Origin of the sequence: Halovivax ruber XH-70, from assembly GCF_000328525.1 — an archaeon.
In the GTDB taxonomy this organism is placed as follows: domain Archaea; phylum Halobacteriota; class Halobacteria; order Halobacteriales; family Natrialbaceae; genus Halovivax; species Halovivax ruber.
In genome coordinates, this window is record NC_019964.1 from 911,051 (window position 1) to 937,913 (window position 26,863).

General features: G+C 65.5%; 28 protein-coding genes and 2 pseudogenes. 14 read left to right on the plus strand and 16 right to left on the minus strand.

Going from position 1 to position 26,863, the window contains the following annotated elements:
- Positions 1-7: 7 nt before the first annotated feature.
- Complete coding sequence (locus HALRU_RS15855; protein WP_015300161.1) at positions 8-367, minus strand: hypothetical protein; 360 nt, start codon at positions 365-367, stop codon at positions 8-10.
- A gap of 73 nt (positions 368-440) precedes the next feature.
- Positions 441-1,205 (minus strand): DUF2797 domain-containing protein, encoded by a 765-nt coding sequence (locus tag HALRU_RS04220; RefSeq protein ID WP_015300162.1) that lies wholly within the window; start codon positions 1,203-1,205, stop codon positions 441-443.
- 237 nt (positions 1,206-1,442) lie between these two features.
- On the opposite strand from HALRU_RS04220, the gene HALRU_RS04225 reads away from it, so the two are divergent.
- The 7 genes from HALRU_RS04225 (at position 1,443) to HALRU_RS04255 (ending at position 7,487) form a co-directional block, all read left to right on the plus strand.
- The gene (locus tag HALRU_RS04225) at positions 1,443-1,775 is read left to right on the plus strand and encodes a BsuPI-related putative proteinase inhibitor (protein WP_015300163.1); all 333 of its coding nucleotides are present in this window, start codon (positions 1,443-1,445) and stop codon (positions 1,773-1,775) included.
- 102 nt (positions 1,776-1,877) lie between these two features.
- The gene (locus tag HALRU_RS04230; RefSeq protein WP_148680431.1) at positions 1,878-2,078 is read left to right on the plus strand and encodes a hypothetical protein; all 201 of its coding nucleotides are present in this window, start codon (positions 1,878-1,880) and stop codon (positions 2,076-2,078) included.
- Between the two features lie 172 nt (positions 2,079-2,250).
- The gene (locus HALRU_RS04235) at positions 2,251-2,586 is read left to right on the plus strand and encodes a hypothetical protein (RefSeq protein WP_015300164.1); all 336 of its coding nucleotides are present in this window, start codon (positions 2,251-2,253) and stop codon (positions 2,584-2,586) included.
- Positions 2,583-4,052 (plus strand): sodium:solute symporter family protein, encoded by a 1,470-nt coding sequence (locus HALRU_RS04240; RefSeq protein ID WP_015300165.1) that lies wholly within the window; start codon positions 2,583-2,585, stop codon positions 4,050-4,052. Before HALRU_RS04235 ends, HALRU_RS04240 begins: the two co-directional genes overlap by 4 nt.
- A gap of 203 nt (positions 4,053-4,255) precedes the next feature.
- Positions 4,256-5,143, plus strand: coding sequence for a sulfurtransferase (locus HALRU_RS04245; RefSeq protein WP_015300166.1), 888 nt, complete (start codon positions 4,256-4,258; stop codon positions 5,141-5,143).
- Between the two features lie 134 nt (positions 5,144-5,277).
- Positions 5,278-6,012, plus strand: a complete 735-nt coding sequence (locus HALRU_RS04250; RefSeq protein WP_015300167.1) for a TetR/AcrR family transcriptional regulator — start codon at positions 5,278-5,280, stop codon at positions 6,010-6,012.
- Positions 6,009-7,487, plus strand: coding sequence for an MATE family efflux transporter (locus tag HALRU_RS04255; RefSeq protein ID WP_015300168.1), 1,479 nt, complete (start codon positions 6,009-6,011; stop codon positions 7,485-7,487). The genes HALRU_RS04250 and HALRU_RS04255 overlap by 4 nt, the downstream gene beginning before the upstream one ends.
- A gap of 26 nt (positions 7,488-7,513) precedes the next feature.
- On the opposite strand, the gene HALRU_RS04260 is transcribed toward HALRU_RS04255, so the two are convergent.
- Positions 7,514-8,791, minus strand: coding sequence for an MFS transporter (locus HALRU_RS04260; protein ID WP_015300169.1), 1,278 nt, complete (start codon positions 8,789-8,791; stop codon positions 7,514-7,516).
- Between the two features lie 354 nt (positions 8,792-9,145).
- Between HALRU_RS04260 and HALRU_RS15580 the strand changes: the two genes are divergently transcribed.
- Complete coding sequence (locus tag HALRU_RS15580) at positions 9,146-9,295, plus strand: hypothetical protein (protein WP_015300170.1); 150 nt, start codon at positions 9,146-9,148, stop codon at positions 9,293-9,295.
- Positions 9,296-9,308: 13 nt separating this feature from the next.
- On the opposite strand, the gene HALRU_RS15585 is transcribed toward HALRU_RS15580, so the two are convergent.
- Positions 9,309-10,673, minus strand: coding sequence for a GNAT family N-acetyltransferase (locus HALRU_RS15585; RefSeq protein ID WP_015300171.1), 1,365 nt, complete (start codon positions 10,671-10,673; stop codon positions 9,309-9,311).
- A 258-nt stretch (positions 10,674-10,931) separates the two neighbouring features.
- Here HALRU_RS15585 and HALRU_RS04270 point away from each other — a divergent pair, with 258 nt between their 5' ends.
- Positions 10,932-12,266 carry an APC family permease gene (locus HALRU_RS04270; RefSeq protein WP_015300172.1) on the plus strand — a complete coding sequence of 445 codons (1,335 nt, stop codon included), beginning with the start codon at positions 10,932-10,934 and terminating at the stop codon, positions 12,264-12,266.
- Positions 12,267-12,358: 92 nt separating this feature from the next.
- The gene (locus HALRU_RS04275; RefSeq protein WP_216086548.1) at positions 12,359-13,423 is read left to right on the plus strand and encodes a 3-hydroxyacyl-CoA dehydrogenase; all 1,065 of its coding nucleotides are present in this window, start codon (positions 12,359-12,361) and stop codon (positions 13,421-13,423) included.
- Positions 13,424-13,507: 84 nt separating this feature from the next.
- Here HALRU_RS04275 and HALRU_RS04280 read toward each other — a convergent pair whose 3' ends face one another.
- From HALRU_RS04280 to HALRU_RS04305, 6 genes are all read right to left on the minus strand, one after another.
- Positions 13,508-13,693 (minus strand): hypothetical protein, encoded by a 186-nt coding sequence (locus tag HALRU_RS04280; RefSeq protein WP_015300174.1) that lies wholly within the window; start codon positions 13,691-13,693, stop codon positions 13,508-13,510.
- Positions 13,694-13,871: 178 nt separating this feature from the next.
- The gene (locus tag HALRU_RS04285) at positions 13,872-15,542 is read right to left on the minus strand and encodes a thiamine pyrophosphate-binding protein (RefSeq protein WP_015300175.1); all 1,671 of its coding nucleotides are present in this window, start codon (positions 15,540-15,542) and stop codon (positions 13,872-13,874) included.
- Between the two features lie 165 nt (positions 15,543-15,707).
- Positions 15,708-17,690, minus strand: a complete 1,983-nt coding sequence (locus HALRU_RS04290) for a S9 family peptidase (protein ID WP_015300176.1) — start codon at positions 17,688-17,690, stop codon at positions 15,708-15,710.
- A gap of 263 nt (positions 17,691-17,953) precedes the next feature.
- The gene (locus HALRU_RS04295) at positions 17,954-18,676 is read right to left on the minus strand and encodes a ZIP family metal transporter (RefSeq protein ID WP_015300177.1); all 723 of its coding nucleotides are present in this window, start codon (positions 18,674-18,676) and stop codon (positions 17,954-17,956) included.
- Positions 18,673-18,909, minus strand: coding sequence for a cation-transporting P-type ATPase (locus tag HALRU_RS16235; protein WP_148680433.1), 237 nt, complete (start codon positions 18,907-18,909; stop codon positions 18,673-18,675). Before HALRU_RS16235 ends, HALRU_RS04295 begins: the two co-directional genes overlap by 4 nt.
- A gap of 47 nt (positions 18,910-18,956) precedes the next feature.
- Entirely contained in the window at positions 18,957-19,418 is a 462-nt protein-coding gene (locus HALRU_RS04305) for a DUF2267 domain-containing protein (RefSeq protein WP_015300178.1), read from the minus strand.
- Positions 19,419-19,915: 497 nt separating this feature from the next.
- Here HALRU_RS04305 and HALRU_RS04310 point away from each other — a divergent pair, with 497 nt between their 5' ends.
- On the plus strand, positions 19,916-21,130 hold the full coding sequence (locus HALRU_RS04310; protein WP_015300179.1) for a CBS domain-containing protein: 1,215 nt from the start codon (positions 19,916-19,918) through the stop codon (positions 21,128-21,130).
- Positions 21,131-21,148: 18 nt separating this feature from the next.
- Here the strand turns inward: HALRU_RS04310 and HALRU_RS15590 are convergent, their stop codons facing one another.
- Both HALRU_RS15590 and HALRU_RS04315 read right to left on the minus strand, forming a co-directional pair.
- Positions 21,149-21,298 carry a DUF7557 family protein gene (locus tag HALRU_RS15590; RefSeq protein ID WP_015300180.1) on the minus strand — a complete coding sequence of 50 codons (150 nt, stop codon included), beginning with the start codon at positions 21,296-21,298 and terminating at the stop codon, positions 21,149-21,151.
- A 143-nt stretch (positions 21,299-21,441) separates the two neighbouring features.
- Entirely contained in the window at positions 21,442-22,212 is a 771-nt protein-coding gene (locus HALRU_RS04315; protein WP_015300181.1) for a flavodoxin domain-containing protein, read from the minus strand.
- 120 nt (positions 22,213-22,332) lie between these two features.
- Between HALRU_RS04315 and HALRU_RS04320 the strand changes: the two genes are divergently transcribed.
- Complete coding sequence (locus HALRU_RS04320; protein WP_015300182.1) at positions 22,333-22,821, plus strand: universal stress protein; 489 nt, start codon at positions 22,333-22,335, stop codon at positions 22,819-22,821.
- Between the two features lie 21 nt (positions 22,822-22,842).
- On the opposite strand, the gene HALRU_RS04325 is transcribed toward HALRU_RS04320, so the two are convergent.
- Genes HALRU_RS04325 through HALRU_RS15595 form a run of 3 tightly spaced genes read right to left on the minus strand, consistent with a single transcriptional unit; the run spans position 22,843 to position 25,248 of the window.
- Positions 22,843-24,546, minus strand: a complete 1,704-nt coding sequence (locus HALRU_RS04325) for a hypothetical protein (RefSeq protein ID WP_015300183.1) — start codon at positions 24,544-24,546, stop codon at positions 22,843-22,845.
- A 59-nt stretch (positions 24,547-24,605) separates the two neighbouring features.
- Complete coding sequence (locus tag HALRU_RS04330) at positions 24,606-25,103, minus strand: YbhB/YbcL family Raf kinase inhibitor-like protein (RefSeq protein ID WP_015300184.1); 498 nt, start codon at positions 25,101-25,103, stop codon at positions 24,606-24,608.
- A 1-nt stretch (position 25,104) separates the two neighbouring features.
- Positions 25,105-25,248 carry a DUF7557 family protein gene (locus HALRU_RS15595; RefSeq protein WP_015300185.1) on the minus strand — a complete coding sequence of 48 codons (144 nt, stop codon included), beginning with the start codon at positions 25,246-25,248 and terminating at the stop codon, positions 25,105-25,107.
- Between the two features lie 31 nt (positions 25,249-25,279).
- On the opposite strand from HALRU_RS15595, the pseudogene HALRU_RS16240 reads away from it, so the two are divergent.
- Positions 25,280-25,435, plus strand: a pseudogene (locus HALRU_RS16240) (site-specific integrase); the annotation flags it as partial.
- A gap of 270 nt (positions 25,436-25,705) precedes the next feature.
- Here HALRU_RS16240 and HALRU_RS04340 read toward each other — a convergent pair.
- Positions 25,706-25,948: a hypothetical protein gene (locus tag HALRU_RS04340; protein ID WP_015300186.1), complete on the minus strand. Its 243-nt coding sequence runs from the start codon at positions 25,946-25,948 to the stop codon at positions 25,706-25,708.
- A 232-nt stretch (positions 25,949-26,180) separates the two neighbouring features.
- Between HALRU_RS04340 and HALRU_RS04345 the strand changes: the two are divergent.
- A pseudogene (locus tag HALRU_RS04345) lies at positions 26,181-26,833 on the plus strand (IS6 family transposase).
- Positions 26,834-26,863: the final 30 nt, after the last annotated feature.

Here is a 26,863-nt window from a genome sequence, read left to right on the forward strand (position 1 = left end):
GAGCGCGTCAGTCGTCTTCGAGGGCGTCAGCGATCCGCTGGAGCTGTCGCGTCGCGTCGCGAACCTCGTCGCGGAGCTGGCGGACTTCGCGGGTGAGTTCCTCGTTGCCGGCCTCGCCGCCTGGGCCACCGCCGCCCGGGCCGCCTCCCATCATGCCGCCCATCATCTGTGCGAAGGGATTGCCACCACCCATGCCACCGCCGCCCATTCCGCCACCGCCGCCGAACGGACTCTCGGGGGCGTCGTCGCCGCCTTCCTGTTCGCGCTTCTCTCGGATCTCCTCGACGCGCTCGCGGAACGACTTTTCTTCGCCGTCGTCCTCGCCCGTTCCCTCGTCCGTCGCATCCTCGGTAGGATCGTCCGACATGCCCGCGAATTCACCTGCGGGTCGGAAAAACGTTGTCATGGCTATGGAGTGGGTCGGTGGACGCGGGTCGAACTCAGTCACCGGCAAAGGCGCCGAGTGACGACTGTCGGTCGGCCGTCGCATCGTCCGCGTCGAGTTCGTGTCCGACCAGTTCCCGGAGGTCGACCGCGTAGGTCGTTCCACGCCGTTCGAGGACGAGCAGGCGCCCCTTCAGGCCGACGACGGTACCCGTTCCCACGAGTTCGGTGACCGGCCGTGTCGCAAGCGAGAGGCCGTAGTCGAACGAGAAGCGCTCGATCGGGTCGAACGTCGCGAGCACGGATTCCCAGGCGTCGTCGTCGACGTCGGCGGCGAGTCCTTCGATCTTGCGCTCGATCCGGACCCGGTCGGTGAGATCGGTCGCGATCTCGGCCTCGAGCTCCCGGGCGATCCGGCCGTTGGTGACCGTGTGGATGTGGGCTGCCCGATCTGCGCCCTGTTCTCTGAGACGGGTTTCGAGCCGTTCCAGCTGGGTGACGCCGACCTTGAACGTGGTCGGTGCGAACGCGGCGAGATAGACGGCGTGGTCCGTGTAACAGTCCATCTCGTCTTTGAGACAGGTCCCGGTGCAGCGCGCACAGACCCACGTCGACGTGTGCGCGTCGCAGTACGGCGCCGCGTCGCGATCGCACGGGACGTGTTCGCCGGTTTCGTAATCGATGGCCCCCGCGCAGTGGCGATCCCCGAGCCCGAACGCGATGGTCTCGTCGCGGCTGAGCGGTGTGAGAGAGAGGTCGCCGTCGTCACTCACCAACAGCGAAGATCCTCGTCCCGACCGCTCGTAGCCGACGATCTGCACACCATCGACTACGCGATGGCTTCCTATAGGCGTGACGTTACCTCGGACCCGTCGGTCGATACCCTGCCAGGCCGGTCGTAACTTCGGACCGCCGATCCGTACCCGGACCCGCCGATCACGTGACCCGCCTGTCCCGGCGCTCACCGTCGCCACCAACTACCGAGTCCGGTCCCGATCGCTGACGGTTCGGCCCCACTGTGGCAAAGATTTACGATCGCTCATCGGAAATCCACCGGTATGTCACTCGAAGGGACCCTCGACGCGACGTCGGCCGATGGGACCGTCCAGTTCACACTCTCCGTCGAAAACACGGGCGACGATCCCGTCACGGCACAGTTTAGTAACGGGTGCCGGGCAGATGTGGCCGTCGTGGACGACGGGACGGAGATCTGGCGCTACACCGACGGGCGAATGTTCACACAGGTGCTCGGCAGCGAGGAGTTCGACCCGGGCGAGACCCGAACGTTCGACGTCGAGTGGGACGATCCCACGCCAGGGTCGTACACCGCCGTCGGTGAACTCACGGCGGCAAACTGTTCGTGCGAGGCGGAGACGACGCTCTCGATCTGAGGGACGTCGGTCCTGTCCTGCCGAGAGCCTGCTGCGTGGCGCCTGCCCACCCGCGACTTCGAAGAGAAAGCATATGGGCCAGGCGTTCCTGGAACTGGTGAAATGGCGAATGGACGGACGGTTGGTGAGGTGCTAGAACGGGTTCGCGACCGACGACGGTCGCAGCGCTGCCCGACGTGTGATTCGACCGTGACGATTCGGGGCTATCACGGCGAGTACCGGTGGTCCTGTCTCGACTGTGACGCCGTGGGCTTCGGCTATCGGTCGCGATCGGAAGCCATCGACGGGGCTCGATCGCGATGATCGGCTAACGCTGGTCGGGATGACCAGCCGGGTCCGATCGCAGTGATCGTCGTGGTCCGCCGCAGTCCTCCCCAGGATACCCTTTCTGCCGGCCGAAGCACGGTCGAGCGGTCGCTTCGTGTATCGCCGCCGGTGGAAACACCTTTCTCGGCTGGCCCGCGAGACACGCTCGATGCGGGGCACATCTACGGACGTGGAATCGTCGGCCGATCGGTCGCGCAGGCGGCTGGTCGGGTGGGGACTGGGGATCGTCGTTTTCGTAGTGGGAATCGGCCACCTCTTCGTCGTGCAATCGGTGACGGGGCTGTACTGGGGGATTCCGGGCTGGTTGTGGGTCCAGCTCGCCGTCTTGGGTGGGTTGCTCGTCCTGGCCTGGCTCGCGATTTCCGCGGTCGCCGGTGGCGAGGCGTCCACGGCGTCGACGCCGATGGATGGTGACTCGTCCAGGTCGGTTGGTAACTCGCCCGAGTCGGAAGGTGGCTCGGCCACGACGGGTGGTGACTCGTGACGGCGTCGATCGCGCAGGTGACCTTCGCCGGCTACCTCGCGCTGATGCTGGTGATCGGCGTCTACGCCGGCCGGTTTACCGAGCGAACGCCCGCCGATTTCTACGTCGCGGGTCGGACGGTCGGCCCGCTCGCACTGGCGTTGACGCTCGTCGCGACCGTCCTGAGTGCGTTTACCGTCTTCGGCATCGGTGCGCAGACAGTCGGGACCGGGCTCGGCGCGTTCTCGTTTCTCGGCCTCGCGGCCGTCTTCTACACGTTCGTCTTCGCGTCGGTCGGCGTGACACTCTATCGCATCGGCCGGCAACGCGACGTGCTCACGCCCGCGGAGTACATCAGGGAGCGATACGAGAGTCCGACCCTGGGCATCGTCTACCTCGCCGTCACGGGCATCTTCATGATCGCGATGCTCGCCGGCCAGCTCATCGGCGGCGGCGTCGCGCTCGATACACTGGTCGACATTCCGTACACGGCCGCTATCCTGGTCATGGCCGCGTTCATGATCGTCTACGTCCACCTGGCCGGCTACCGCGGCGTCGTCTGGTCCGACGTCGTTCAGTCGACGGTCCTGTTCGTCGTCCTGGCCGGCGTCGTCGGCTACGTGATGATCGGTCTCGACAGCGCGTCCATCGCGGCCGAGGCGGCGACGGTCGAACCGTCGCTCTTCACTCTCCCTGGGCCGAAGGGGACCTGGACACCGCTCGCGATCGCGACCGCTGCCCTCGCCTTCACGGTCGGCGTCCCCGGCTACCCGCACACGATACAGCGGTACTTCTCGGCCGCCGACGAGACGACGCTTCGCCGGTCGGGCGTGCTGTTCGCGCTGGTCGCGATCCCGATCTATCTGTTCGGCACGCTACTCGGGGCGTGGGCGCTCGGCGTCGTCTCGGTCCCAGACCCGTCGGATCACGTTATCCCGGTGTTCATCGAGTCGATCTCGCACCCGGTCGTGTTCGGGATCGCGATGGCGGCGGCGACGGCGGCGATCATGTCGACGGCCGACTCCGTCGCGCTCACGATGAGTTCGATGCTAAGCCGGGACGTCTACCGGGTCGTCGTCGATCCGGCCGCGAGTGACGAGCGCGAGGTAGTGATGACGCAGGCCTTCCTGATCGCCACCGTGGTCCTGTCGGTCCTGCTCGCCCTCGCCCAACCGGCGGGGATCTTCGACCTGATCGCGTTCGCCGTCGTCGGCTTCGCGACGACGACCGCCCCCGTCTTCCTCGGTGCCTACTGGCGTGGTGCGACGGTCGCCGGTGGCGTCGCGTCGCTCGTGCTCGGGCCGGGCGTGACGATCCTGTTCTTCCTCGAGGTCATCCCACCGACGTACACCTTCGGGATGCACTACGGATTTGTCGGTGTCCTCGTCGCCTACGGTATCTTCGTCGGCGTGAGTCTGCTCACCTCGGCGCCGGATGCTCACTCGATTAGCGCGTACAGCCGATCGATCGTCCTCGATCGAGAGTGATCGCACGGTTGGCCGCACGACTGGTTGGCCGGACACGGCAACGCTTTCCGGAAGGCCGGACGTCTCCGAATCGGTGCTGACGGAGCGTGCAGTCCGGTCTGCACCTGTCCGTCCGGCATCTCGCTCTCGCCGGCGTCAGCGCCCGCGGTGAATCCGGACCCCACTGACAGCACTATTTGACTGGCTTCCGTAGGTCCGGCTGCATGACGGACCACGATACGACCGCACTCGTGACGGCGGACTGGGTCGAGAATCATCTCGATGACTTTCAGTCGGACGATCCCGCGTACCGACTGCTCGAAGTCAACAATCCGACGGTAACGGCGGATTCGGACTACACACCCTACGAGGAGGGCCACATTCCGGGGGCGACCTTCTTCGACTGGGACGAGGACCTGAGCGATCCGGTCCAGCGAGACCTCCTGGGGAAGGAGGCGTTCGAGGACCTGAACGCCCAGGCGGGGATCACCGAGGACTCGACGGTCGTCATCTACGGCGGCGGGCGTGTCCCCAACTGGTTCGCGCTCTTCGCCTACTGGGAGTACAAGTACTACGGCCACGACGACGTTCGCGTGATCGACGGGGGCAAGCCCTACTGGGTCGCGAACGACTACCCGCTGACCACGGACGTCCCCGAGTTCTCACCCCAGGCGTACACTGCGTCCGGCCCGTTCGAGGACATCCGCGCCTACCGGGACGACGTCGAGCAGGCGGTCGACACCGGCGTCCCGCTGGTCGACGTTCGCTCGCCCGAGGAGTTCACCGGTGAGGTCATCGCGCCTGAGGGCCTGCAGGAGACGGCCCAGCGCGGTGGGCACATTCCCGGCGCGCAGAACGTCCCAACGACCTCGGTGCTGAACGAGGACGGCACGTTCAAAGACCCCGACGAACTGCGCGAACTGTATCGTGACGTGGGGATCGAGGACGATCAGGAGGTCGTCACCTACTGCCGCGTCGGTGAGCGCTCGTCGATCGAGTGGTACGTCCTCGCCGAACTGCTCGGCTTCGACGACGTGCAGAACTACGACGGCTCCTGGACGGAGTGGGGGAACATCATCCGGGCACCGATCGAGACCGGCGAGGCCGAGTGACGCCCAGTCGGGTCCGGTGAGTGGCCAGCCTCGCCGATCGGGTGGCCCGCGTTCGATCGTGTGCCGTGGGCACACGACACGATGGTGTTTCGAGCCGAAAGGGGTATACCGCCCCCTGACCAACCAGTCAGTCAGTGACTGACGACGCACGCGACGCGATCATGCAGGCGACGTACGAGGCGCTCTGTGCGGACGGCTACAGTGACCTCACTGCCCAGCGCATCGCCGATCGAACCGAGATGAGCAAGGGGTCGCTGTTCTACCACTACGACTCCGTCGACGACTTGCTCGCATCGTTTATCGAGTATCTACTCGCCGGCTACGGGCACCGTGCCGAGGCACTCGATGGCTTCCCGCCGGAAGAGCGCCTCGCCGCGTACGTCGAGTGGTGGTTCGACATCTCGACGGCCGAGGGAACCGGCCACCACACGGCGATGCTGGAACTGCGCGCGCAGGCACCGTACAACGAACTGTTTCAGGAGAAGCTACGGGAGAGCGACGAGGCGCTGCGCGACACGCTGGTCGATATCCTGACGGCGGGCATCGAGACCGGGGCATTCGTCGATCACGACCCGGCGATCGCGGCCGATTTCCTCCTGGGCGCGTTCGTTGGGGCGCGAGTTCGTCACTTCACGCTTGGGCGAGCGACCTACAGTGAACACGCCTACGAGGCGACCAGGGAGTACATCGAGACCGAAATCCTGACACCTGAGACGACGTATCCCGACGAACCGGCCGTCACGTTTCCGCCGGACGAGCGGTTCGCGGATACTGGCGACGAACACGCTGTCCCCAGTGGCGCTGAACAGGACGATCGAACCGAGGCCGCGACGGCCGACGCGGCGAGCGAGCACGAGGACACCGAATGAGCTCGGAGACGGATCGGTCAGTCAACGTCACCGACGGTGACCTGTTCAAGCCCCTGATGGTGCTGTCGGCGCCCATCGTCGGTTCACAGGTCCTGAACGTCGGCTACAACATGGCCGACACGTTCTGGGTCGGCCGGCTCGGCGGCGACGCCATCGCGGCGCTGTCGTACTCCTGGGCGGTCGTCTTCCTGATGATCAGCGTCGGTGGCGGACTCACCGTCGCGGGGACGGTTCTCATCGCCCAGAACAAGGGTGCGGGCAAGACGGCTCGCGCGAGTCACATCGCCGGCCAGACGCTCGCGTTCGTGACGGTCGTCGCGCTGGCCCTCGCCACGGTGGGCTATCTCCTCACGCCGTGGCTCATGCGGATGGTCGGTGCCGATCCGGGCGGCGATGCCTACGCCTTCGCGGTCGGCTACACCCGGATCATGTTCGTCGGGATCGCCTTCATGTTCTGGTTCTTCATCTTCGACGCGCTCTCGCGCGGCTGGGGTGACACCCGAACGCCGCTGTACCTGATGGCGATCAGCGTCGGCCTGAACGTCGTGATCGATCCCGTTTTGATCCTCGGATTCGACGGCAATCCGCTGTTCGCCTGGCTCGGGCTGACCGATCTCGAGTCGTCGCTGTACGCCGCGACTGGCTTCACCGGCTGGGGCGTCGACGGGGCGGCGATCGCGACGATCTTCTCGCGGGCAGTCGCGGCGATAATCGGGCTCTTCTTGCTCTTTTCGGGGCGCGTCGGGCTCGAACCCTCGCTGTCCGATCTGTGGCTCGAACGCGAGACCGTCCGGAAGATACTCGATATCGGCGCGCCGATCGCCACCGAGCAGGGCTTTCGGGCGTTCGGCATCACTGTCCTGACGGCCATCATCGCGCTGGCCGGGACCGAGGCGGTCGCCGCGTACGGGATCGTCACGCGACTGTCGTCGCTGCTTTACATGCCTGCACTGGGGCTCGCGCGCGGCACCGAGACCGTCGTCGGGCAGAACCTCGGCGCCGATCAGGTCGACCGGGCGAAACGAGCCGTCAAGTTGAGTTCGATGGTCATCGTCGGCGTCTTCGTCGTGGTCATCGCGATCGCCTATCCCTACGCCGAGGCCATCGCAGGCGTCTTCATCACGCCCGACGCCGAGAACGCCGACGTGGTGATCGAGTACGCCGCCGCCTACGTCTTCATCGCCGGCCCGTCGTACGTCTTCCTCGGCGTCTTCCAGATCCTCCTGGGCGGACTCCGGGGGAGCGGGTCGACGAAAGCCGCGATGGTCCTCTCCGTACAGGAGCTGTGGGTCTGGCGGATCCCAATCGCCATCGTCGCCGTCGTCGCCTTCGAGATGGGCGTCGTCGGCGTTTGGTACGCCGTCGCCATCTCGTTCGTCGCCTCGGCGATCGTCACGGGACTGTGGTTCCTCCGCGGAACCTGGACGGACAACGTCGTCGAGGAGGACGTCGCGACGCCTGTCGCGGGAGACTGATTTCTTCGGCTGCTGATCCGTTCCCCCTACCACGCTGTCAGCGCCCGGGGCCCGTGGAGCCAGACGAGGACGGCGAGGAAGGCCCCTGCGCCGGTCAGTGCGAACGCGCCGCCGACGTAGAAGACCGAGGCCATACTCACTTCGTACATGAGCCAGCCACCGAGCAGCGGCGCGATCACGCTGCCGGGGCGCCAGACGAGTTCGCGAATCCCGAAACTGGAGGCGACGCCGCCGTCCTCGGTGCCTTCGTCGGCGAACAGCGCCATACTGGCGGGTTCGCGGAAACTGTCCGCGACGCCGAGGAGGGCAGAGAGGGTGACGAGTGGAACGAACGCCGGCGAGACGTCGCCGACGAGGGGTAACGCGGTCGGCAGGCCCACCGCGGAGCCGATCGCCGGCGCGAAGGGGACGACGAGTGCGACGAGTCCGTACGCCGCCCCGCCGGCGAAGACGAACAGCGCACGTCCGTGTATGTCCGAGAGCCGGCCGGTGAACGTCTGGCCCACCATATTGGTGAATTTCTCACTCGTGACGGCGACGGCCACCGCTAACCCGCCGTAGGCGAGGCCGCCGTCCGCCGCTTCGACGCCGGCGAAGATGGGCACCCACGTCCGAACGAGCGTCACGGCGAAGGCGTACTGGAAGCGAAAGGTCGAGAGCGTGATGATCCGTCGGTTCAGCGCGAGATCGCTGAAGGGAAATCCCTCGATTCGAGTCTCGTCGGGATCGAGATACCGATAGGTCACTGCCCAGGCGACGAGCATGGTCACAACGATGATCGCGAAAATCGGGCCGAAACCGACAGCGTCGTAGATCGCTCCGGCGCTGAGTCCACCGATGATCGACGCGGCGAAGCTTGCGGCGTTCGCCTTCCCGATGTGGGTGGCACGCGTCTCTTCGCGTGCGAGCTGGCCGACGAGCGAGAGCGTCATGAGTCCGGCACCGGTGACGATGACTCCATGGAGTGCCCTGACCGCGATGAACGATGCACTGGAGTCGACGAACGGGAACGCCGCGTAGACGAATACCCCGCAGCCGAAGACGACGAGCAGTACCGACCGCTTGTCGAACCGGTCGCCGGCCCAGGCCAGTGGGACCACGGCGACGGTCTGTGCAAACGTAAAGCCAGTCGTGTACAAACCGACAATCAGGCCAGCACTGATTGTCAACCCAAAGATGGACACACCGCTTGGGTCCAGGACGTTGATGTATTCCGGCAACAGCGTGATCAGCGTGATAAAGCCGAAGCCCTCGGCGAATCGGGCGAGATACAGTGCGCGGAACTGGGTGCTGGACTCGGCCACGCTGGGAGGTTCGACCGGTTCGGCGTATATGTTTCGAACCGTAACGAATTGACGATACCACACCGTCAGACATCCGTCTGCCGAACCTTTTTCAGGAATTACCACCGACTATAGTCTGGCCGCAACGCTCCAGGTTCGCATCCCATTCCCGTGTCCCCCCTGGGCGTCGGCCCTTTTGAGACGGCGAGCGACGAGCCGCGTATGCCGGCTTCGACACACCCGCTCGCCTTCGACACACCCATCGATTTTCTCTGACTCCCGTCTCTCGGCCAGCGGCAGCTGTCCGTCGGCGTCCGTCGTTCGAGCAGGCGACCGACGGCACGAGGCTTCCGTCACTGGGGACGTACGGGCCTCATGAACGATTCCGAAGCCGAAACCGTTCGCCAGTTGTACGCGTGTGAAACGTGTGGCCTGGTGTACGCCAGATTGGAAGAACCACAGACCTGCCGACTGTGTGAGACCGCGCTGTTCGTCGCTGTCTACCCGGCGCCGGTCGACCAGTGAGGAACGGCGATTATTAGCCGACGCGTTTCTCCATGACGATCTCGTCGTAGTCGCGTTCGTCTAACGGATACTCGTCGATTCGTTCGTACCCTCGATCGCGATAGAAGTCGGGAAGGAACGGATGTTCTGGCGGTGTCGTCAGCCAGATCGTGTCCGCGTTTCCGGCGTCGACGGCGGCCTCTGCCGCCGCCAGCAGTTTCGATCCAACGCCCTGCGCTTTCCAGTCGGCGTGAACACCGAGTCGACTCACTTTGACCCGATCCGGTGCGGTCGCCTCGAGTCGGACGCCCCCGACGACGGTGTCTTCGACCGTCGCGACGATGACGCCGTTCTCGTCGATCCACGCGCGGAGCATCGCCGGCGTCACCGACTCGGCTTTCGCCGGGAAGCCGAGTTCGCGGTTCTGCGCGTACGCACTCCGGTACACGGCCGCGAGCCGGTCCGCATCGTCCGGCCGCGCCTGCCGGATCCGGACACTCGCCTCACGAACGCCCGTCTCGCCTCGGTCGGTCGGTTCCGTGTCTTCGTTCCCACCTGTCTCGGCGGGTGGGTCAGTACGCGCTGGATCGTTGGGTGCCTCGTGCTCGTCGGCCGTCGGGTCGGCGGCCTGGTCGCTCGTCGTCTCCTCGGTGTCGGGACGATCTGTGACGTCTTCGGTGTCGTTCGACTCGTTGCTATCGCTGTCGTCGGACCCGCTCCCGCCGCGTCGACTCTCATCGCGTTCGGCGCCTGCATTCGGTGCCCCCTCGTCGTGACCAGTGGTCGCTTCGCCCGTTCCGCCCTGGGATGCCTGTCCGGCTGGGGCGGGCCCGTCGGCGATGGCCCTGTCTGTCGTGACTGACCCGTCTTCTTCGGCGTGCGTGGGAGACGGTGTGTGATCCGGCGCGGTGTCGGTGTCCTCGCCACCAGCACCAGACTCGGTATCGACGGTCGGCGACGATGGTGCTGCGCCGGGGTCTGCCGACGGGGATACGCTGTCAGTCCCGGTCGCCGACTCGGGCTCGTCGGCTTCCTGGGTGTCGTTTGACTCCTCATCTCGATCGCCAGCAGTTCTGTCGTCCCGGCTGTCGTCAGCCCGTTCGTCCTGCTTCTCGTCCGCCTCGTCGGTATGGCTGTCGTCGTCCGCAGCGTCCCGGCGGAACCGGTAGGTGAACCCGTCCAGGACCTCCCAGAGGTGTTCGTCGTCGACGATCTCCCAGCCGTGGTCGGCGAGGCGCTCGCCGTGTTCGGTGTCCACGGTAAATCGCCACGTCACAGCGCCGCTGGCGCGTTCACCCTCGTCCGGCGGTGTCTCCTCGCGCACGGCCCTCAGGACGAGGCCGTCCTCACGCCGGAGGGTGACCGCCTCGTCTCCCAGCTCCTCCAGATCCCAGTTCATTGGATGGTCATTCTTACTCACCATTGAAAACGGTCGCGGTGATCGGATTGTCCGTTCAAACGGAGTCGCGTCCGCGATCGTGGGGGAGATCTGCCTCGATCCCCGGCGAGGGTCCGGCTGGGGCTCCGTTCTACCCACTGGCAGTCTTCGTCCTCTTCGCTCCCAATGGAGTTGTCCCGTTTTCGAAACGAGTTCGACTGCTTGCGCCACTGGTCACCCGCACAAACGCTTTTAGTATTACACTTCGAGTGAGAGAATGTGTCGCACGAATCGGGACAGGAGACGGGTAACGTCGGACTCTTCGATGCGGTCGCCATCGAGGTCGGCCTCATCGTCGGGGGTGCGCTGTTCAGTTTGACCGGCGTCGCGGTGGCCCTCACGGGTCCGGGGGTGGTGATCGCCTTCGCTATCGCGTTCTCGATCGCCATCCTCGGACTCGTCCCGACAGCGATGCTCGGCTCCGCCTACCCGACGACGGGCGGCAACTACCGCTACCCCGCCCGGTTCGTCTCCCCGGCGCTGGCCTTCCTGGCCGCCTGGGGGCTGGCGATCAGCATGTTCGGCGGCGGTCTCCCGCTGTACGCCTTGACGGCCGGACAGTACGTCGACGCCATCGTCGCGGTCGAACCGACTCTGGTCGGCCTGGCGCTATTGACCGGCTTCTTCCTCGTGAACCTGCGTGGCATCCGACCCGCGGCCCAGGTCCAGTCGATCCTGTTCGTCGCGCTCGTCGCCGCGCTCGGGGCGTTCGTCGTCTTCGGCGTCCCCGCCGTCGAGGCGGCGAACCTGCGGCCCACGTTCACGGGTGGTCCCGTCGGCCTCGTGACGGCCGCCGGCGTGCTGTACTTCGTCTGTCTCGGGGCCAACTTCGTCGTCGACATCGGCGGCGAGGTCCGCGACGCGACGCTGACCATCCCGCGCTCGTTCGCCGTCAGCGTGCCGCTCGTCCTCGGGCTGTACGCGCTGCTCGGATTCGTCGCGGTGGGGTCGGTCGGGGCCGAGGCGATGGCCGGCGAGACGCTCGCGGTCGCGGCCGAGGCGTTCCTTCCGGCGTCGCTCCGGGCCGCGTTCGTCGTCGGCGGCGCCCTGTTCGCGATCGCCACGAGCGTGAACGCCGTCTTCATCATCGCGCCGAAGTACTTGGAGGTGCTCGCGGCCGACGGTCTGATTCCGTCCGTCTTCGCCCGTCGTAACGAGCGGTTCGGCACGAACCACTGGGGGCTGGCGCTGGTCTACGTGCTCTCGGCCGCAGCGCTGGTCTCGCCGATCCCCATCGACCAGTTGGGCTCCCTGCTCGGCTTCGGCGGGGCGTTCCTCGTCGTGCCGGTGATGCTCGCCGCGATTCACGTCGTCCGCCACCGCCCGCCGGACTTCGACTCGACCGCGTTCCCGCTCTCGCCGCGGCTCGTCGCGGGAATGGCCGTCCTCGCGATTCCGCTCAACCTCTGCTTGCTCGTCCTGCTGGCCACGACCGCGCCGCGTGTGTTCGCCGGATGGCTCGGTCTCCTCGTGATCGGCGGTGTTTACTACTTCGCCCGGTCACGGTATCGGCCTCAGCAGGAGTCGCCACCGACCCTTCGACCAGAACCATGACACCACACAGTACTCGTTCCGATACTCGGCCCGACAATCGTTCCGACACCGCGTTCGATATCGACCGCACCGGCGTCGTCGGTGCGGGCGTGATGGGCCGCGACATCGCGGCGTTGCTCGCGACGGCGGGCTATCGCGTCACGCTCGTCGACGTCGACGCCGACGCACTGACTGACGCACAATCCTACCACCGCAGCAACGTCGCTGACTCACTCGCCGACGCGGGATACGAACCACCGGACGACCTCGCCGCCCGGATCAGCTACGACACGGAACTCGACGCGCTCGCGGACGCAACGTTCGTCGTCGAGGCCGTCCCGGAGGACCTCGGGCTGAAACGCGACCTCGTCGGCTCCCTCGCCGACGTACTCGACGACGACGCGATCGTGGCGACCAACACCTCGTCGCTCACCCCGGGCGATATCGCAGCTGACGTCGTCGATCCCTCCCGCGTCGTCCTCTTTCACTTCGCGAACCCGGCGATTCCGCGCGACCTGGTCGAGATCGCCGGCGATGACGCCGCCGACCGGGCGCTAGAGACGGCCGCGGCGGTGGCGACCGCGATCGGCAAGCGTCCGATCCGCCTGGAACGAGAGTACCGGGCGAACGGCCTCTCGCGGCTGTCGGCGAGCATCAAGTGTGCGGCGACGTGGGAGCTGCGGGACGCGTCGCCGGCGGCCATCGACACCGCCGCGACGGCGGTCGGCTTCGCACAGGGTCCGCTGGAACTGATCGACCGAATCGGACTCGACGTCCACCTCGCGACGGTCGAGAACCTCGAGGACGCGTACGGTGATCGGTACGCCCCACCGCCAGCCGCCCGGGAGCGCATGGCGTCGATGATCGAGGACGGGCGACTCGGCAAGAAGACTGGCGAGGGCTTCTTCGAGTGGGTCGACGGCCAGGCGGTCGTTCCCGACCCCGAGGAGTCACACGACGTCGCGCCGATCCTCGCCGCCCTCGTCAACGAGGGACACCGGCTGGTCGACGACGGCGTCGCCGACGCCGACGCGATCGACGAGATCCTCAGGCGCGGCTCGGCCGGCGACGTCGGTCCGTTCGACGTGGAGTCGATGCTCGGTCGCGACTTCCTGCGTGACACCCTGTCCGAGCGCTACGCGGAGACAGGCGCGGGCGTCTACGAACCGGTATTCTGAGAGATAGGAGGGTTGCGAACCGCTGTTGAATCTCTCAGAAGGTGATAAATCCTGACCCTGATGTGTTCTATACAGGTTAGACACCTACTGTTCAACAGATGTCGGTTTGGGTTCGAAGTATTGGCTTATAACTCCAAAAATGACACCCATAACCACTCCAATCTGAATTCCCCTGTTCAGATCTCCTTCAGTGAGTAAACCCAAGAGAATTGGAACACTGAATGCGACAACGAAGAACACACCTGCTCTGGTAAACTTGTTTTCAAGCATAAGAGTATCCTCAACATCAGTTGACAAATTTCTTTTGAGATTCTATCTATTCCGTAGTGAGTACCATCCCGACCCGCTCAGTACGCAACTCTCATTGATCGGCTGTTTCACTCGAAAATATGTCTGATGAATAGGTGTTCAACAGAGCCGGTCGCGAACGCTTTGCTGCCCGTCTCGATCACACGAGCAGCGGTGGCGCGGCGTAGGGATCCACCTGCACGTCGAGCAGTGTGGGTTCGTCGCTCGCGATCGCCGATTCGATAGCGTCCGGCAGCGCGGCCGCGTCCTCGATCACCGTCCCGGCACAGCCGAAGCCGCGGGCGACCTGCGCGTAGTCGACGCCGGGTTCGAAGTCCGTCGACTGGTCGACGTTGTAACTCCCCATCTGACTCATCTTCGAGGAGCCCAGCGAGTCGTTGTTCGTCACGATCACGGTGAGCGGGAGGTCCTCGCGGGCGGCCGTCTCCAGGTCAGCGATGTGGTAGCCGATGCCGCCGTCGCCCGAGAGCGCGACCACCGACGCGTCGGGGCGGGCGAGTTGCACACCGATCGCCTGGGGCAGACAGGCGTTGATGCCGTCGCTGCCGCGGGCCTGCAGGTATCGGAGGCCGGGTTCGGCCGGTTCGTAGAATGCGCCGGAGAAGAAGCCGGGGAAGCTCGTCGCGCTCACCAGCACGCCGTCCGCCGGGATCGTCCGGTTCAGTTCCGCGATCACTCGCTGGGGTGTGATCGGGGACGCGTCGCTTTCGAACTCGTCGGCGTGGGACTCGCGCCACGCGTCGCGAGCGGCGGCCAGCTCGTCGATCCGGTCGGCGCGGTCGGCGACCGCCGCCTCGTCGGTGCGCCCTGCGTCGCCGGCGGCCCCGACCAGCGCGTCGAGCGTCGCCCGGAGGTCGGCCTCGATCGGGACGTCGGCCTCGTAGTTCCGGCCCAGCCACGCGGGGTCGCGGTCGACGTGGACGACGGCGGCGTCGTCGGGGACCAGCGACCAGCCGACGGTCGTGAGATCGCCGAAGCGGGTCCCGAGGCCGATCACGAGGTCGGCGTCCGCGACGGCGTCGTTCGCGACCTGACAGAACCCCCAGCGCCCGACCACGCCCAGGGCGTACGGGGCGGTCTCGGCGACGGCGCCTTTCCCGTTCATCGACGTGACGACCGGCGTGTTCGTCCGTTCGGCGAACGCGCTCAGTTCCGCGCACGCGTCGGCGCGGACGATCCCTTCGCCGGCGAGTATCACCGGCCGGTCGGCGTCGGAGAGCTTCTCGAGGACGGCGTCGACGTCGGCCGCCGACGGTCGCGGACGCGCCGAGGGAAACGTCGCGTCGAGGTCGTCGCGGGGTTCGCGATCGGTCGCCGCCCGGACGACGTCCTCCGGGAGGTTGACGTGGGCCGGCCCGGGAACGCCGCCCGTGGCCTCGCGCACGGCCGCTTCGACGGCCTCGACGGCGCGGCCCGGCGTCTCGGCGTCGGCCGTGGTCTTCGTGAACGGGTCGAGGATGGCCTCGTTGTCGGCGTCCTGGATGACGCCCTTGCCGCGCGTCTCGCGGTCGTTCCCGCCAGTGAGCGCCAGGACGGGACTCGAGGCGCCCGCCGCCTCGCAGAGCCCGGCGCCGAGGTAGGCAGCGCCGGGCCCGCTGACGCCGTCGACGATGCCGAGGGAGCCGCTCGCTCGTGCGTAGCCGTCGGCCATCAGTGCCGCGCTCGCCTCGCTTCGCGCGAGCACGTGTCGAAGGTCCGAGTCGGCCAGACTCGCGTAGTAGGGATCCAGCTGTTCGCAGGGAAAGCCGAACACGGTCTCCACGCCGGCGCGTTCGAAGAGGGAGACGATGCGGTCGGTGACGCGCGTCATTGCACCACCGCCCGTTGCAGCGACGCACTCGTCGTCGCGCCAGTCGACGGCCAGCCTATGGTATCGAGTAACACTCGTCGCATACGATGACACGTCGGTTATGGCGCAAAAAGCTTGCGCAGCCTGTCGGACGGCGTCGATTCGGTCAGAATCCGGATCCGTTGGTTACACGTGCTCGTCGAGGAAGTCGACGATGCGCTCGAACTGCTCGATGCGGTTCTCACGGGAGGTCGTGTGGTGGCCTTCGTCGTCGAAGATGCAGGTTTCGACGGGGATCCCCTGCGATTCGACGGCGTCGGCGATCTGGCGCGCCTCGTCGACCGGGACCCGCGGGTCGTTCTCGCCGTGCTGGACGAAGAGCGGACACTCGATCCGATCGACCGCGTGGATCGGTGAGATGGATTCGAGGAATTCGCGGTCCTCGGCGAGCGACCCGTACTCGGCTTCGCGGTGCGAGCGGCGGTAGTCCCCGGTGTTCTCGAGGAAGGTGACCCAGTTGGCGATGCCGACGAAGTCGACGGCGGCCGCCCAGTGGTCGGGGTACTCGGTGATACAGGACAGGACCATGAACCCGCCGTATGAGCGGCCGTAGCAGACGATCCGGTCGGAATCGATCGCGGGGTGATCGGCAAGCCACTCGACCGCAGCGTCGATATCCCGAACCGAGTCCATTCGCTTTTCGACGTCGTCGAGTGCTGCGTAGGTCGCGCCGTACCCCGTCGAGCCGCGGACGTTCGGCTCGAAGAGCGCGTAGCCGGCGTCGAGGAAGTACTGCCGGATCGGCCGGTTGCGCCAGGATGGGCGACGCTGGGCGCTCGGCCCGCCGTGGATGTCGACGATGACGGGCGTCTCGCCGGGTTCGTAGTCGTCCGGGAGCGTGACGAATGCGGGGATCTCCCGGCCAACGCGAGACTCCGTCTCGCGAGCAGACGCGCGTCGCCCGTCGACGTCGAACGTCTCGTACCGGATCAGTTCGGGTTCGTGGTACCGATCGAGCGTGACGCCGCCGGGCGAGGGCGTCGTCCACCGGGTGGCCTCGGGTCCGGCGACGCCGCCATCCGCGAGGTCGATCCCGAAGATCGAGTAGTTCAGGTTCGTCGCCGAGACCGTCATCGCGGCGCGTTCGCCGTCGGCGCCGATCGTTAGTTCGGAGACGACACCGGCGGGGTGGTCGACCGGGACGGCGGCCACGTCGGTCGCGCTGGCCAATCGGCCGGCGGCCGTCACGGAGTAGCCCTCGACGTTCCAAGTGTAGACGAGCCGGCCCGAGTCGGCGTCGAGGGCGAACCCGTCGATACTCCAGTCACGGTCGTGCGCGCTGGCCGTGACGGTATCGTCGTCCGGGAGTGCGGCATCTCCAGCTGCGGCGGCGTCGAGAATGTCGTCGTCGCTCCCAACGACGGTCGTGACGTCGCCGCCCGCTTCGTCGATGCGGACGAGTTCCATCGTGTCGGCGTTCGCATCGCTCAGGCAGTAGACGTCGTCGTTCGGGCCGAACGTCGCGTGCGTGTACCGAACGTCGCCATCGTGGGGCGTGACGTGCTCACGCTCGCCCGTCTCGACGTCGACGACGAAGAGGTCCGTGTCCGAACTGGCGTTGGCGGTACTCACGAGGAGTCGCTCCCCGTCCGGACTCCAGTCGTCGACGCTGTAGAACCCCTCGCCCTCGCAGACGAGTCGGGGTTCCGGGCCGTCGGCCGCGGTCTCCTCGTCGGCATCCGTTGCTCCCGGCTCGATGCCGTCGACAGCCATCACGTAGACGTCGAAGGCGGCGCTGTCTCGACGATTCGCGGTGAACGCGATCCGATCGCCCGCGGGACTCCAGCCGCCCCACAGGTGGATCGCGTCGGGTCTGTCGGTCAGTCGGGAGATCTCGTTCGTCTCGGGATCGAGCGCGAAGAGTTGATCGTGTTCGTCGGCGCCGCTGTCCTTCCCGAACGCGATCGCGCCGCCGTCCGGCGACCAGTCAGCGATTGAGATCCGGTCCTCGTAGAACGTTCGCTGTGTGGGCCAGGTATCCGGTTCCTCGCTCGTCCAGACCTGCATCGTCCCGGTCGTGTCGGCGAGGAAGGCGAGGCGGCCGTCGGGCGCGACGGTCGGGGCCTTCGTCTCCCGCGCGGAGAGGTAGTCTCGAAGCTCGCGTGGCATGGATCGAGTGGCGGACCGGGGCCTGTTTACCCTTTGGGTCTCGGCACCGTCTCACCTTGGCGCCTCTCCAGACACGTGAGGGAGTTCACCGGCGATACCTCGGGGGCAACAGGGAATCCAACAGAGCCGACGATGGACAACCGCGTCTCTGCACTGGTCGTGCGTGCGAAACGGATCGTTGGGGGCGGCGAACCGCTGTGGCCGTCGATGACACCGAACTACTGTCGCGGTCCGTCTCGTCGAGGAGTCCGTTCCGGCCGTCCTCAGTGAGCCATATCGAGGAGGAAGATGAGGAGAAACCCGACGAAAAACAGCGTCGTCGATGTCGGCGTTTCTGGCACCTTCTGGGCCTTCACGAGGAGTTCCTCCGTCACCAGATAGAGGAGGGCGGCAGACCCGAACGCGAGCACGAGTGCGATCGGCGTTCCCGACACGCCGCTGAGTGCGAACACGCCGACGAGCACGCCGAGGAGCAACAACACGCCGAAACTTCCTGGCACGGCGAGCTTCCTGAAGGTCCCCATCTCCTCGGGCAACGCGATGACGCCGGTGACGCCGAGGAACAGGACCTCGATGGCGAGTGCGACCGCGATGAGGACGCCGGTGGCCGGTTCCGTCAGGAACGCCACCCCGATAAGCACGCCGTCGATCACCATGTCGATGCCGACGGTGACGAGCAGGCTGGCCGCGCCCGCGATCTTCCCGCCGATACCTCGCCTCTCGACGTACGTTCCGAGACGGGGGACGCCGAGCATCGTCACGACGCCGATCGCGAAGCCGATAACGACCACGCTCGGGGCGCGAGTGTGGACGTCAGGCAGGAGTTCGGCGGCGACGGCGGCGAACACGACGCCGGCCGCGAAGTGCTGAACGTTGCTCTCCATCTGCGCCGACGGCTGCCGGTAGATCGCGATCACGCCACCGACGAGTGCGGCGACGACCGCCAGCATCGTGTACGAAACCGCCTGGACCAGTACTTCGGTCATCCTTCTCTCCTCCCTCGTCCAGCTAGTTGAGTGCTGTCAGTTTGGCGATCAGGTCGACGAAGGGGAATGCGTCCAGGGTGAGAACGTAGACGCCGACGGCGGGGAGCAGCAGGCGGCCGGGGCTGTGGCGGGAGGACGTTCGGCCCGTCGCGTTCACGTCGTCGTTCGACCTCGACAGTCGTGAGTCCCGCTCGGCGACGGACCGATCGTGCGTCGACGGCGTCTCCGGTCATTTGTGGGCCTCAGGGCACTACGGCGAAAACCCACCGTTCGCGTTCACTCACTGCCGCTCCGGCTGTGGCCCGCCGCCCGTCTGAGCCTCCTGTGCGTCGCTCCATCCGCCGGCGTCGACGACCTCGAACAGCTTTCGCCAGTTCTGCGTGTCCTCGCTCTCGGGAAGCTGGTTTCGAAGCTGTTCGAAGTCCGACCCGGGCACCTGCTCGCGGACCAGATCGATGATCACCCGGGTGTGGTAGGCGACGGTGGCCTTGTCGCGTCCCTCGATCTCGCTGGCCCGGTCCAGAAACTCCGCCCAGTCGAATCGCTGGCCGTGTTCGTCGACGGCACCGGTCAGGTACCACTTGATCTCCATCGGGAGCGACGCCGCCAGATCGGCTGCGTTCTCGGCGGGAATACGCTGACCGAGCGGGTACAGCGTCGCCCGGATCGCTCGCACGGTTTCTCCGGTTCCCGGGAGTTCGAGTCGGTGCTGTACCTCACCTGTGAACTCGTTGAAGTTCATACCCAAACCGCCCACGACCACCCTCATCACTGCTAGTGGTACGTGTTAGGCCGAACGAACGTCTCGCGATCGGGTCTTTGCACCGATTCCTGCTGACACCGGTCTGCTCACAACGGGTCGAAACCCGCGCTCGCATTCGGGGTTGCACCGCCCAGGCGGGACAGTCGGGGTCGTGTTATATACTCCTCGACACCGTTCGATCAGTCCGACGGCGGACGGGAGAACCCGCTTGCGCCGGGTATCGGACCGTCGATCGTTGTCGAAGCCCGCACACTGAGACAAACTCGCTCGCACGGTCTGCCCGATCGTCGGGAGCGACTGGCAGCTGGCGTGGGCGGCGCGATCGAACACGAACGGTACGGGCCGGCGCGACTCAACGCAACGGTCCGCTCGCGGCTGTCCGAGTACCCGTCCACGATGTGACCGTCGGCGCGTCGCACGTGGACCGACGGTGGACGAGCGGTGGACCGTCTTCCGAACGACCCGCTTACAGATCCATGGACATCGAAGATATCGTTTCGACCGAGTATGTCGAGTTCGACCCCAAGACACCCGTCTCGAAGCTCGCCGGGGCGTTCGCGGACTCCGAGGTCACCGGGGTCGTCGTGCACGGCGACGAGTTCGACGGCGTCGTCACCAGGCGCCAACTCGCTCGCTCGCACGTACAGCCCGGACAGACGATCGGATCGCTCGTCTGGCACGTCCCGCGACTCACACCGGACGAGGACGTCCGCCACGTGGCGCAGTTGATGATCGACAGCGACTCGCAGTTGCTCCCCGTGTTCGACGGTCAGCACCTGGCCGGCGTCGTCACCGCCGACGACATCCTGCGGGCGGTCCAGCCGTTTCTCGACGCGGCGACGGTCGCGGAGGCGCACACGGCGGACCTCGTGACGCTCGACCCGGACTCGACGCTGGGCGACGCGCTCTCCCTGTTTCGCGAGGAGCACATCACACACCTTCCAGTGGTCGAGGACGACGCCGCTGTCGGCGTGTTGAGCCTCTACGACGTGACCGACCTGACGGTCAGGGCCGAAGTACAGAGCCAGGGTGGCGACGCTGGTGGTGTCGACCCGTTCGGCGGCGAACTCGCGGACAGCACCGGTCGGACCCACGGTGGATTCGGCGCCCGTGAGGGAGAGAGCGATCGGATGCTCGATTTGCCCGTCCGAGACGTGATGGCGTCGCCGGTCCGGACGATTCACCCCGACGAGACGCTCGAGGTTGCCGTCGACGAGATGTTCGACGTCGGCGGCTCGTCGCTCGTCGTCACGACCGACGGGTCGCCTCACGGCATCGTCACGACGACGGACGTGCTCGACTCGTTGACGTGGGAAGCCGAGGGCAATCGGGCGGTCCAGGTCTACGGGACGGATCTGATCGACGACACGACTTACGAGGACATCGTTCAGATGGTCGATGGGTTCGACGATCGAGACCACGGCATGTCGATCCTGGACGCGAAGGTCCACCTGCACGAACACGACGAGCGCCGTCGCGGCGTGCCGCTCTTGCTCGCGCGGATCAGGCTGCACACCGACCGCGGACTCTACATCGCCTCCGGTGAGGGCTACGGGGCGACGCAGGCGCTGAACGAGGTGCGGGACGTCCTCGAACGACAGATCCGCGATCGGAAGACCCGCGGCCGATCGAAGAAGCCGCCGGACGAGGCGTTCTGGGAGAAGCGCTTCGGCTGGTTGCTAGAGGAGTGAGGCACGCCGAGAACACCATCACTCCGAGTATCCCTCCTGAAGAAAGGTTCCTTCCGTCTCGTAGATCGACACCAGCTCGGCGATGAACTCCTCGTAGGTCTCGTCCGTCTCGGTGTGCTCGTCGAGTCGTTCTCTGAGGTCGTCGCTGATCGTTATCGTGTGGGGCATGGATGGAGCGCTCTGGTGGTGGGAGTCATGCGGCCGACCGACAAAATACCCTGCCGCCGATGGGGGCCGATACGATCCTCGGCTCGCTCGCCGCAGGGTTGTTTCGGCCCGCGTCGGAACCTGCCCAAAACGACGGTACCTGGTTACGACTCGGGCCGTCGACGACGCCGGGCGAGCCAGTAGCCGATCCCCGCGAGTCCGATCGCTCCGGCTATCGTCGCGATCCGTCGAGCCCGTCCGGCCGCCGCCTCGCCGACCACGGGTTCGACGGGGGTGCCGTCGCGGGTCGGCGTTCCGATCGTGACGGTTCGCGACCCGCCGCCCGCCGCCGTCTCGACGACAACTGCGTCGCTCTCGGTCGCCTGGGTGTCTGCGCCGGATTCGACGAACGCGGCGAAGTCCGCCGTGAAGGCCTCGACCTCGTCCCAGTCTGTGTACTCGTAATTGCGCGAGGTGTCCGTGTCGCCGGTCGTCACGGCCGAGACGAGCCTGAAGGCCGCGCGGGTCGGCCAGTCGTACTCGGTGTAGGTGACGGCGCCGGGAAACAGCCCGATCCGGTCGGGGACCCAGTCCGTCGCCTCGGCGAGGGCGTCCACCCACTCGATCGCCCCGCTCTGGGCCCACTCCGAGGGGAGGATCGAGGCGAACGAGAGCTGGACGAACGCGGTCGGCTTCTCGCGGAGCGTCTTCGCGTGTTCACCGACGAAGGAGACGATCTCCGGGACGTGGGCGCGGTTGACGACCGGCGAGGCGACCACGATCCCGTCGTAGTCGATTTCCGGCAGGGTCGTCGCGTCCCGGACGTCGGTTCTGGTGACGCTGTGGCCCCGTTCTGCGAGGACGCGCTCGACGAACCGCGCGACCTTCGCGGTCTGTCCCGTTTCACTGCCGTAGACGATGAGGAACGACGCCATGGGAGATCGTCGGCGACTACGTCGGCCACCGTCCTAAAGCCGCCACCGGCGATGGGCCCGTTTGGCCGCGCCCCGACCGGTCAGAAACTATTCAACGGGCGGACCACTCGTTCGGCGTGCATGTCGCTCGTCGTTCCGTTCGACGGTTCGGACCTCGCCTCGGCCGCGCTCGCTCGGGCCGTCCAGTTCGATTCGATCCTGGACGAGGGCGTACTCGTGATCAGTATCGTTCCCGTCGGAAACGTCGACTACGCTGTCGCCCGGGGCTGGATCGACGAGTCGGACGCGTTCGACCGCGACCGGATCCTCGCAGCGCTTCGCGACCGCGCCACCCAGATAGCACCGGATGCGGCGTTTCACTACCGACTGACGGACCGCTACGCCCCGATCGGGACCATCGCCAACCAAATCCGTCAGTTCGCCCGGTCGAACGACGCGTCGATACTGTTCGTCGGGAGCGAGAACGCTGGCCGCATCGTCCGCGCCGTGTCGGTCGGTCAGAGCGTCTCTGCGGATCGAGCGTACGACACGATGATCGTGTCGCATCCGGAACCGGAACTGGTCGACCGATTGCGCGCCGGCCACGACCCGTCGCGGCCGTTCGAGTGACCGACCGTCGGCGATCGGTCACTAGCGATCCGACGGCGACCCGGCGCCGGCTCGATCGGTACCGATCCGACTGGCTTCTTCCGTTTTCGACTCCGTCACCGCCTCCTGTCGAAGCACTTCCGACAGCGTGCTCGGGAACAACCGCTCGAGGAAGCCGGCGCCGAACGCCAGGAGCAGGACGAGCGGATAGTCGGCTTCGGCCATCCCGGCCGGCACGACCAGCCCGCCGAGGAGCGCGACGTAGAACGTGAGGGCAGCGACGGCGCCGATCAGGAGCCTGCTGACGGCGAGTTGCACGAGGATGGTCTCCGGCGGGAGGAGTTGCGAGACGCCGCCACTGGCTTCCGATTCGGTCCGTTCCGAGACCGACCGCCAGTTCTGGAGGCTGCTCACGGCGGCGCCGAGCATCCCCGAGACGGCTACCGTCACCACGACGAGTGCGCTGGCCGGTTCGGTGCCCCCGGGCTGCTGGAACGGACCCAGTCCGACCGCAATCACGATCCCCAGTACGAGCGTCAGTCCCGCCACGAACCCGTTCCAGAGCGTCAGCTGTTGTTCGATACTGGTCTCGCGTTCTATCGACGCGAGTTCCTCGTTCTGTAGCTGGATGAACGCGCGTCTGACGTTCCGAAGGCTGGGCCGTGGCGGACCCGGCGTCGTGACGTCGAGGAGCGATTCCACGTTGGCCTGCGTCCCTCGCGGCAGCGATTGGGCCTCGAGTTCGAGCAACCGAACGAACCCCACGAGCTCCGAGTCGTCGGGAGAGACCTGATCGCCGGCCGTCTCTCCGAGGTGGGGCGAGTCGATCCCGTCGGTCGTCTCTGTTCCGGAGGCGGCGGAACTGTCTGGTGCTACCGCTGTCTCGTCGGAGGCTGCATCGGTCGCCTGGTCGTCGGCCGTTGCCTCCGTCTCGTCTCCGCCCGGTGAACCCGTCTCGGCACTCCCTGCCCGCTTCGGTCCGCCCTCGCCCGTCACCGCGACCCGATCGAGACAGTCGTAGATGTCGGCCATGTTCCGTCGCGCGTTGGCGTAATAGAGCAGGAATCCTCGTTCGTCGCCGGCTCGAATGCGGTCGTCAGCCCGCGTCAGAAACGCCATCGCCTCGTCGATCGCAGCCGACCCTCGTTCCGCAGCGTGCGAGCCGTCGTGGAACCACTTCCGCTGGTTTTCGAGCCAGATTCGGTAGGCGTCACTGGAGACGAGGTACGCCTCCCGTTCGCGCGTCGTGACCGTCGACCACCCGATCCCGGGCCGATCGACGATACTCGCGAGGAGGACGATCGCCCCGATCACGGCAGCGACGACGGCGACCGTCGGATCGGCGCCGCCAGCGTCGGGCCCGGCCAGTGGTCGGAGCGCCCACTGCGAGCCGACGGTCGTCCCCGCGACCAGGACGCCGAGTCCGACGATCTCTCGGATTCGAAGCCGCATAGGCTGGGGCGCCGACCGCCGGCCGGATCGGTCGTACAGCAACGTGCAGCCGACGGCCAGCGCGACGAGCGTCCCGCCGAGGGTGAGCCACCCGCCGATCGTCTCCGGGGCGAGCGTGGTTCCGAGTCGAGCGGCGAGACCGACGTAGAGCCCAGCCACGAGAAGCCCCGAGAACAGGGGCCGCCAGACACTGTTCAGGTCGGGCGCCGGTCGCGAGTCGGTGCCCGCAAGCGGTGGGCTGGGCTCGCCGCTCAGGTCGGCATCGTCGGCGTCCGCCGGTCTCTCGCGAGTCATCTCGATCCGATCGTGATGTCGGCGTCACTCTGTCGCCGGCCACTGCCAGTCCCGACGAGTTACGGCGCGTAGGTCCCCGTCACCTGGGTTTGCGCGACGACGTGGTCCTCGATCGCGTTCCCGAGGGCCTCGGCCGACGCGCCCGTGGGCAGGCCGAGGTCGGTGTCGAGTGCGTACAGCTTGAACCGGTAGGTGTGTTCGCCGTCCGGTGGCTTCGGGCCGCCGTAGCCAACCTCGCCGAAGTCGTTCTCGCCCTCGACGGCGTCGGTCGGATCCCACGCTCGCGGGACCCCATCCCGCTCGGGGTCGAGGTTCCAGACGAGCCAGTGGACCCAGATCTTGCCGGCGGGGTCGACGGCGTCGGGATCGTCGACGACGAGGGCGAGCGACGTGGCGTCCTCGGGGACGCCGGCGATCTCGAGCGGCGGGTTGACGTTCCCGCCCTCGTAGGCGTGGGCGTCCGGAATCGGGTCGCCGTCGTCGAAGGCGGGACTCGACACCCGCAGCTCGCCCCGCTGGTCGGCGACCGACAGCGCGTGATTGTACGCGTCGCTCACGTCACGCTCCCTCCTGAAGGAATCGCCCCTCCTGCTCGTAGATCGCCACCAGTTCTGTGAGGAACTCCTCGATCGTCTCGTCCTCCTCTAAGTGACCCTCGATCCGCGCGGTGAGGTCGTCGTCGAGTTCGATCGTCGTGGGCATCCGGAACCCGTACACCGACCAGATGAATAAAGGCGCGGCCGTCGCCGCACGATACCTCGACAAGAGTGAAGGGTTGAGTCGTGAACGATATTCACACATTGAAGCCGGTGAACTCGGTGATATCGCAACTGAAGCGCTTGAAGCGGTAGACGGTGAACTTGATCTACTGGTGAGTAGAGTCGCTTAGGTCCAAAAACGACCGGATAATGGCCAAGGTCGTGACTGCTTCTCCTGTGGGTATAGCAGCCCGTATGAGCCTGTGTGAAGGCCGGCGAAACCTCATCAGATCCTTCATGACGTTATTAAATTGTATGTTCTAAAACTATATTTCATTGCCTGTTGGCTGATTTAGAACGTCCGCTTCTTTGTCTTGTACTAATCAACGTAATTGTCCAAAGACACGGGTAAGCAAATGCGGCGATCAATTCAATCCCGTGCATAGTTGGTTAACTAACTACTACTGCCCACTTGTTTTGAATATATTTATTGGAATAAATCTTCCAAACATAAACTTGAATATCAAAAGCAACCACACAGCATAGAACACGCTAACGGCTAAGAACCTCTCTGGAGTTTTGGGGGTGTAATCACTATACGGGAGAATCACCGTCAGAAGACCGGTCAGGAGCATCGCTCCAGCTAATGCTCCAAGAATTTTTCCCATAACTATCGCAAAGTCTTTCGGGTCTCTCCAACGCATAGATTATCTCCAATCTCCATCCTCTTAGTGATTGTGGATGATTATTAAAACGGAGTTAGAGTTATTTTTCACCTTGAATTTAGCATTACCACTTGCCATTAGGGTTTTTCGTTGGGGAATTGATGGTAATCAAAATCAGTTGGTACCTGTCATCGCTACAGGTTCGCCCGTAATACCCGGCGCTGTTCAGATTAGAGAGTAAAGGAGCGAGGCGGTGGCAGTTTTAGTGGACTTGCCGAAAACCACTCGTCTCACAGGCTACAGCCAGACGTTCAGTTAGGTTTTGTGGAGCGCGAAGCGGCACCGGGCGAGCTGATACGCCTCCGTATTCACCTGCATCTGCGTTGGGTGCCGCTTGCAGATATTGTTCCCATCCTGGAGAAATCCGGTGTCAAACGCGCCCGGTCAACGATCAACAACTGTGTGCAAAAGGCCGACTTACAGCCCAAAAGCCGGAAATAGCCGAATCACGTCGCTCTCGACAAGACCGTGAGCCACCTCATTGATCAGCGTACTGGCTGTACGCCGCGGTCGATTCTGAGACGAACGAATTCTTGAACGTCAGGCTTCTTTCCGACGCGAAATACTGCTGTCACGGAGTTTTTCTCTACGAATTTAGCGAGAAACACGACATCGATGACGTCCTGAGAACTGCGGTGCAGCTCTTGTGGGCTCACAAGCCGCATGAGTCTTGCGAACACCGCGTTTTTCATTGACTCTGGACCCTGTCTTCTCGCCAAATTACACCGCCGAGGCTTCCGATTTCGACACGAACGACACGGTATTCGAAACGCTATCGAGCGTGACTTTCAGGAGATCAAACGCCGCACCTACCAGTTCAGCAATTGCTTCAGAAAGGCCGATCCGAAGACCGCCGGAAACTGACTCCAGAACTATGCATACCTATCGAATTAC

Bases quoted from the DNA above. Each gene is read 5' to 3' on its own strand.
- HALRU_RS15855 (WP_015300161.1), bottom strand. From the start codon at position 367: ATGTCGGACGATCCTACCGAGGATGCGACGGACGAGGGAACGGGCGAG.
- HALRU_RS04225 (WP_015300163.1), top strand. From the start codon at position 1,443: ATGTCACTCGAAGGGACCCTCGACGCGACGTCGGCCGATGGGACCGTC.
- HALRU_RS04230 (WP_148680431.1), top strand. From the start codon at position 1,878: ATGGCGAATGGACGGACGGTTGGTGAGGTGCTAGAACGGGTTCGCGAC.
- HALRU_RS04235 (WP_015300164.1), top strand. From the start codon at position 2,251: ATGCGGGGCACATCTACGGACGTGGAATCGTCGGCCGATCGGTCGCGC.
- HALRU_RS04245 (WP_015300166.1), top strand. From the start codon at position 4,256: ATGACGGACCACGATACGACCGCACTCGTGACGGCGGACTGGGTCGAG.
- HALRU_RS04255 (WP_015300168.1), top strand. From the start codon at position 6,009: ATGAGCTCGGAGACGGATCGGTCAGTCAACGTCACCGACGGTGACCTG.
- HALRU_RS15580 (WP_015300170.1), top strand. From the start codon at position 9,146: ATGAACGATTCCGAAGCCGAAACCGTTCGCCAGTTGTACGCGTGTGAA.
- HALRU_RS15585 (WP_015300171.1), bottom strand. From the start codon at position 10,673: ATGAACTGGGATCTGGAGGAGCTGGGAGACGAGGCGGTCACCCTCCGG.
- HALRU_RS04275 (WP_216086548.1), top strand. From the start codon at position 12,359: ATGGGCCGCGACATCGCGGCGTTGCTCGCGACGGCGGGCTATCGCGTC.
- HALRU_RS04280 (WP_015300174.1), bottom strand. From the start codon at position 13,693: ATGCTTGAAAACAAGTTTACCAGAGCAGGTGTGTTCTTCGTTGTCGCA.
- HALRU_RS04285 (WP_015300175.1), bottom strand. From the start codon at position 15,542: ATGACGCGCGTCACCGACCGCATCGTCTCCCTCTTCGAACGCGCCGGC.
- HALRU_RS04290 (WP_015300176.1), bottom strand. From the start codon at position 17,690: ATGCCACGCGAGCTTCGAGACTACCTCTCCGCGCGGGAGACGAAGGCC.
- HALRU_RS04295 (WP_015300177.1), bottom strand. From the start codon at position 18,676: ATGACCGAAGTACTGGTCCAGGCGGTTTCGTACACGATGCTGGCGGTC.
- HALRU_RS16235 (WP_148680433.1), bottom strand. From the start codon at position 18,909: ATGACCGGAGACGCCGTCGACGCACGATCGGTCCGTCGCCGAGCGGGA.
- HALRU_RS04305 (WP_015300178.1), bottom strand. From the start codon at position 19,418: ATGAACTTCAACGAGTTCACAGGTGAGGTACAGCACCGACTCGAACTC.
- HALRU_RS04310 (WP_015300179.1), top strand. From the start codon at position 19,916: ATGGACATCGAAGATATCGTTTCGACCGAGTATGTCGAGTTCGACCCC.
- HALRU_RS15590 (WP_015300180.1), bottom strand. From the start codon at position 21,298: ATGCCCCACACGATAACGATCAGCGACGACCTCAGAGAACGACTCGAC.
- HALRU_RS04315 (WP_015300181.1), bottom strand. From the start codon at position 22,212: ATGGCGTCGTTCCTCATCGTCTACGGCAGTGAAACGGGACAGACCGCG.
- HALRU_RS04320 (WP_015300182.1), top strand. From the start codon at position 22,333: ATGTCGCTCGTCGTTCCGTTCGACGGTTCGGACCTCGCCTCGGCCGCG.
- HALRU_RS04325 (WP_015300183.1), bottom strand. From the start codon at position 24,546: ATGACTCGCGAGAGACCGGCGGACGCCGACGATGCCGACCTGAGCGGC.
- HALRU_RS15595 (WP_015300185.1), bottom strand. From the start codon at position 25,248: ATGCCCACGACGATCGAACTCGACGACGACCTCACCGCGCGGATCGAG.
- HALRU_RS04340 (WP_015300186.1), bottom strand. From the start codon at position 25,948: ATGCGTTGGAGAGACCCGAAAGACTTTGCGATAGTTATGGGAAAAATT.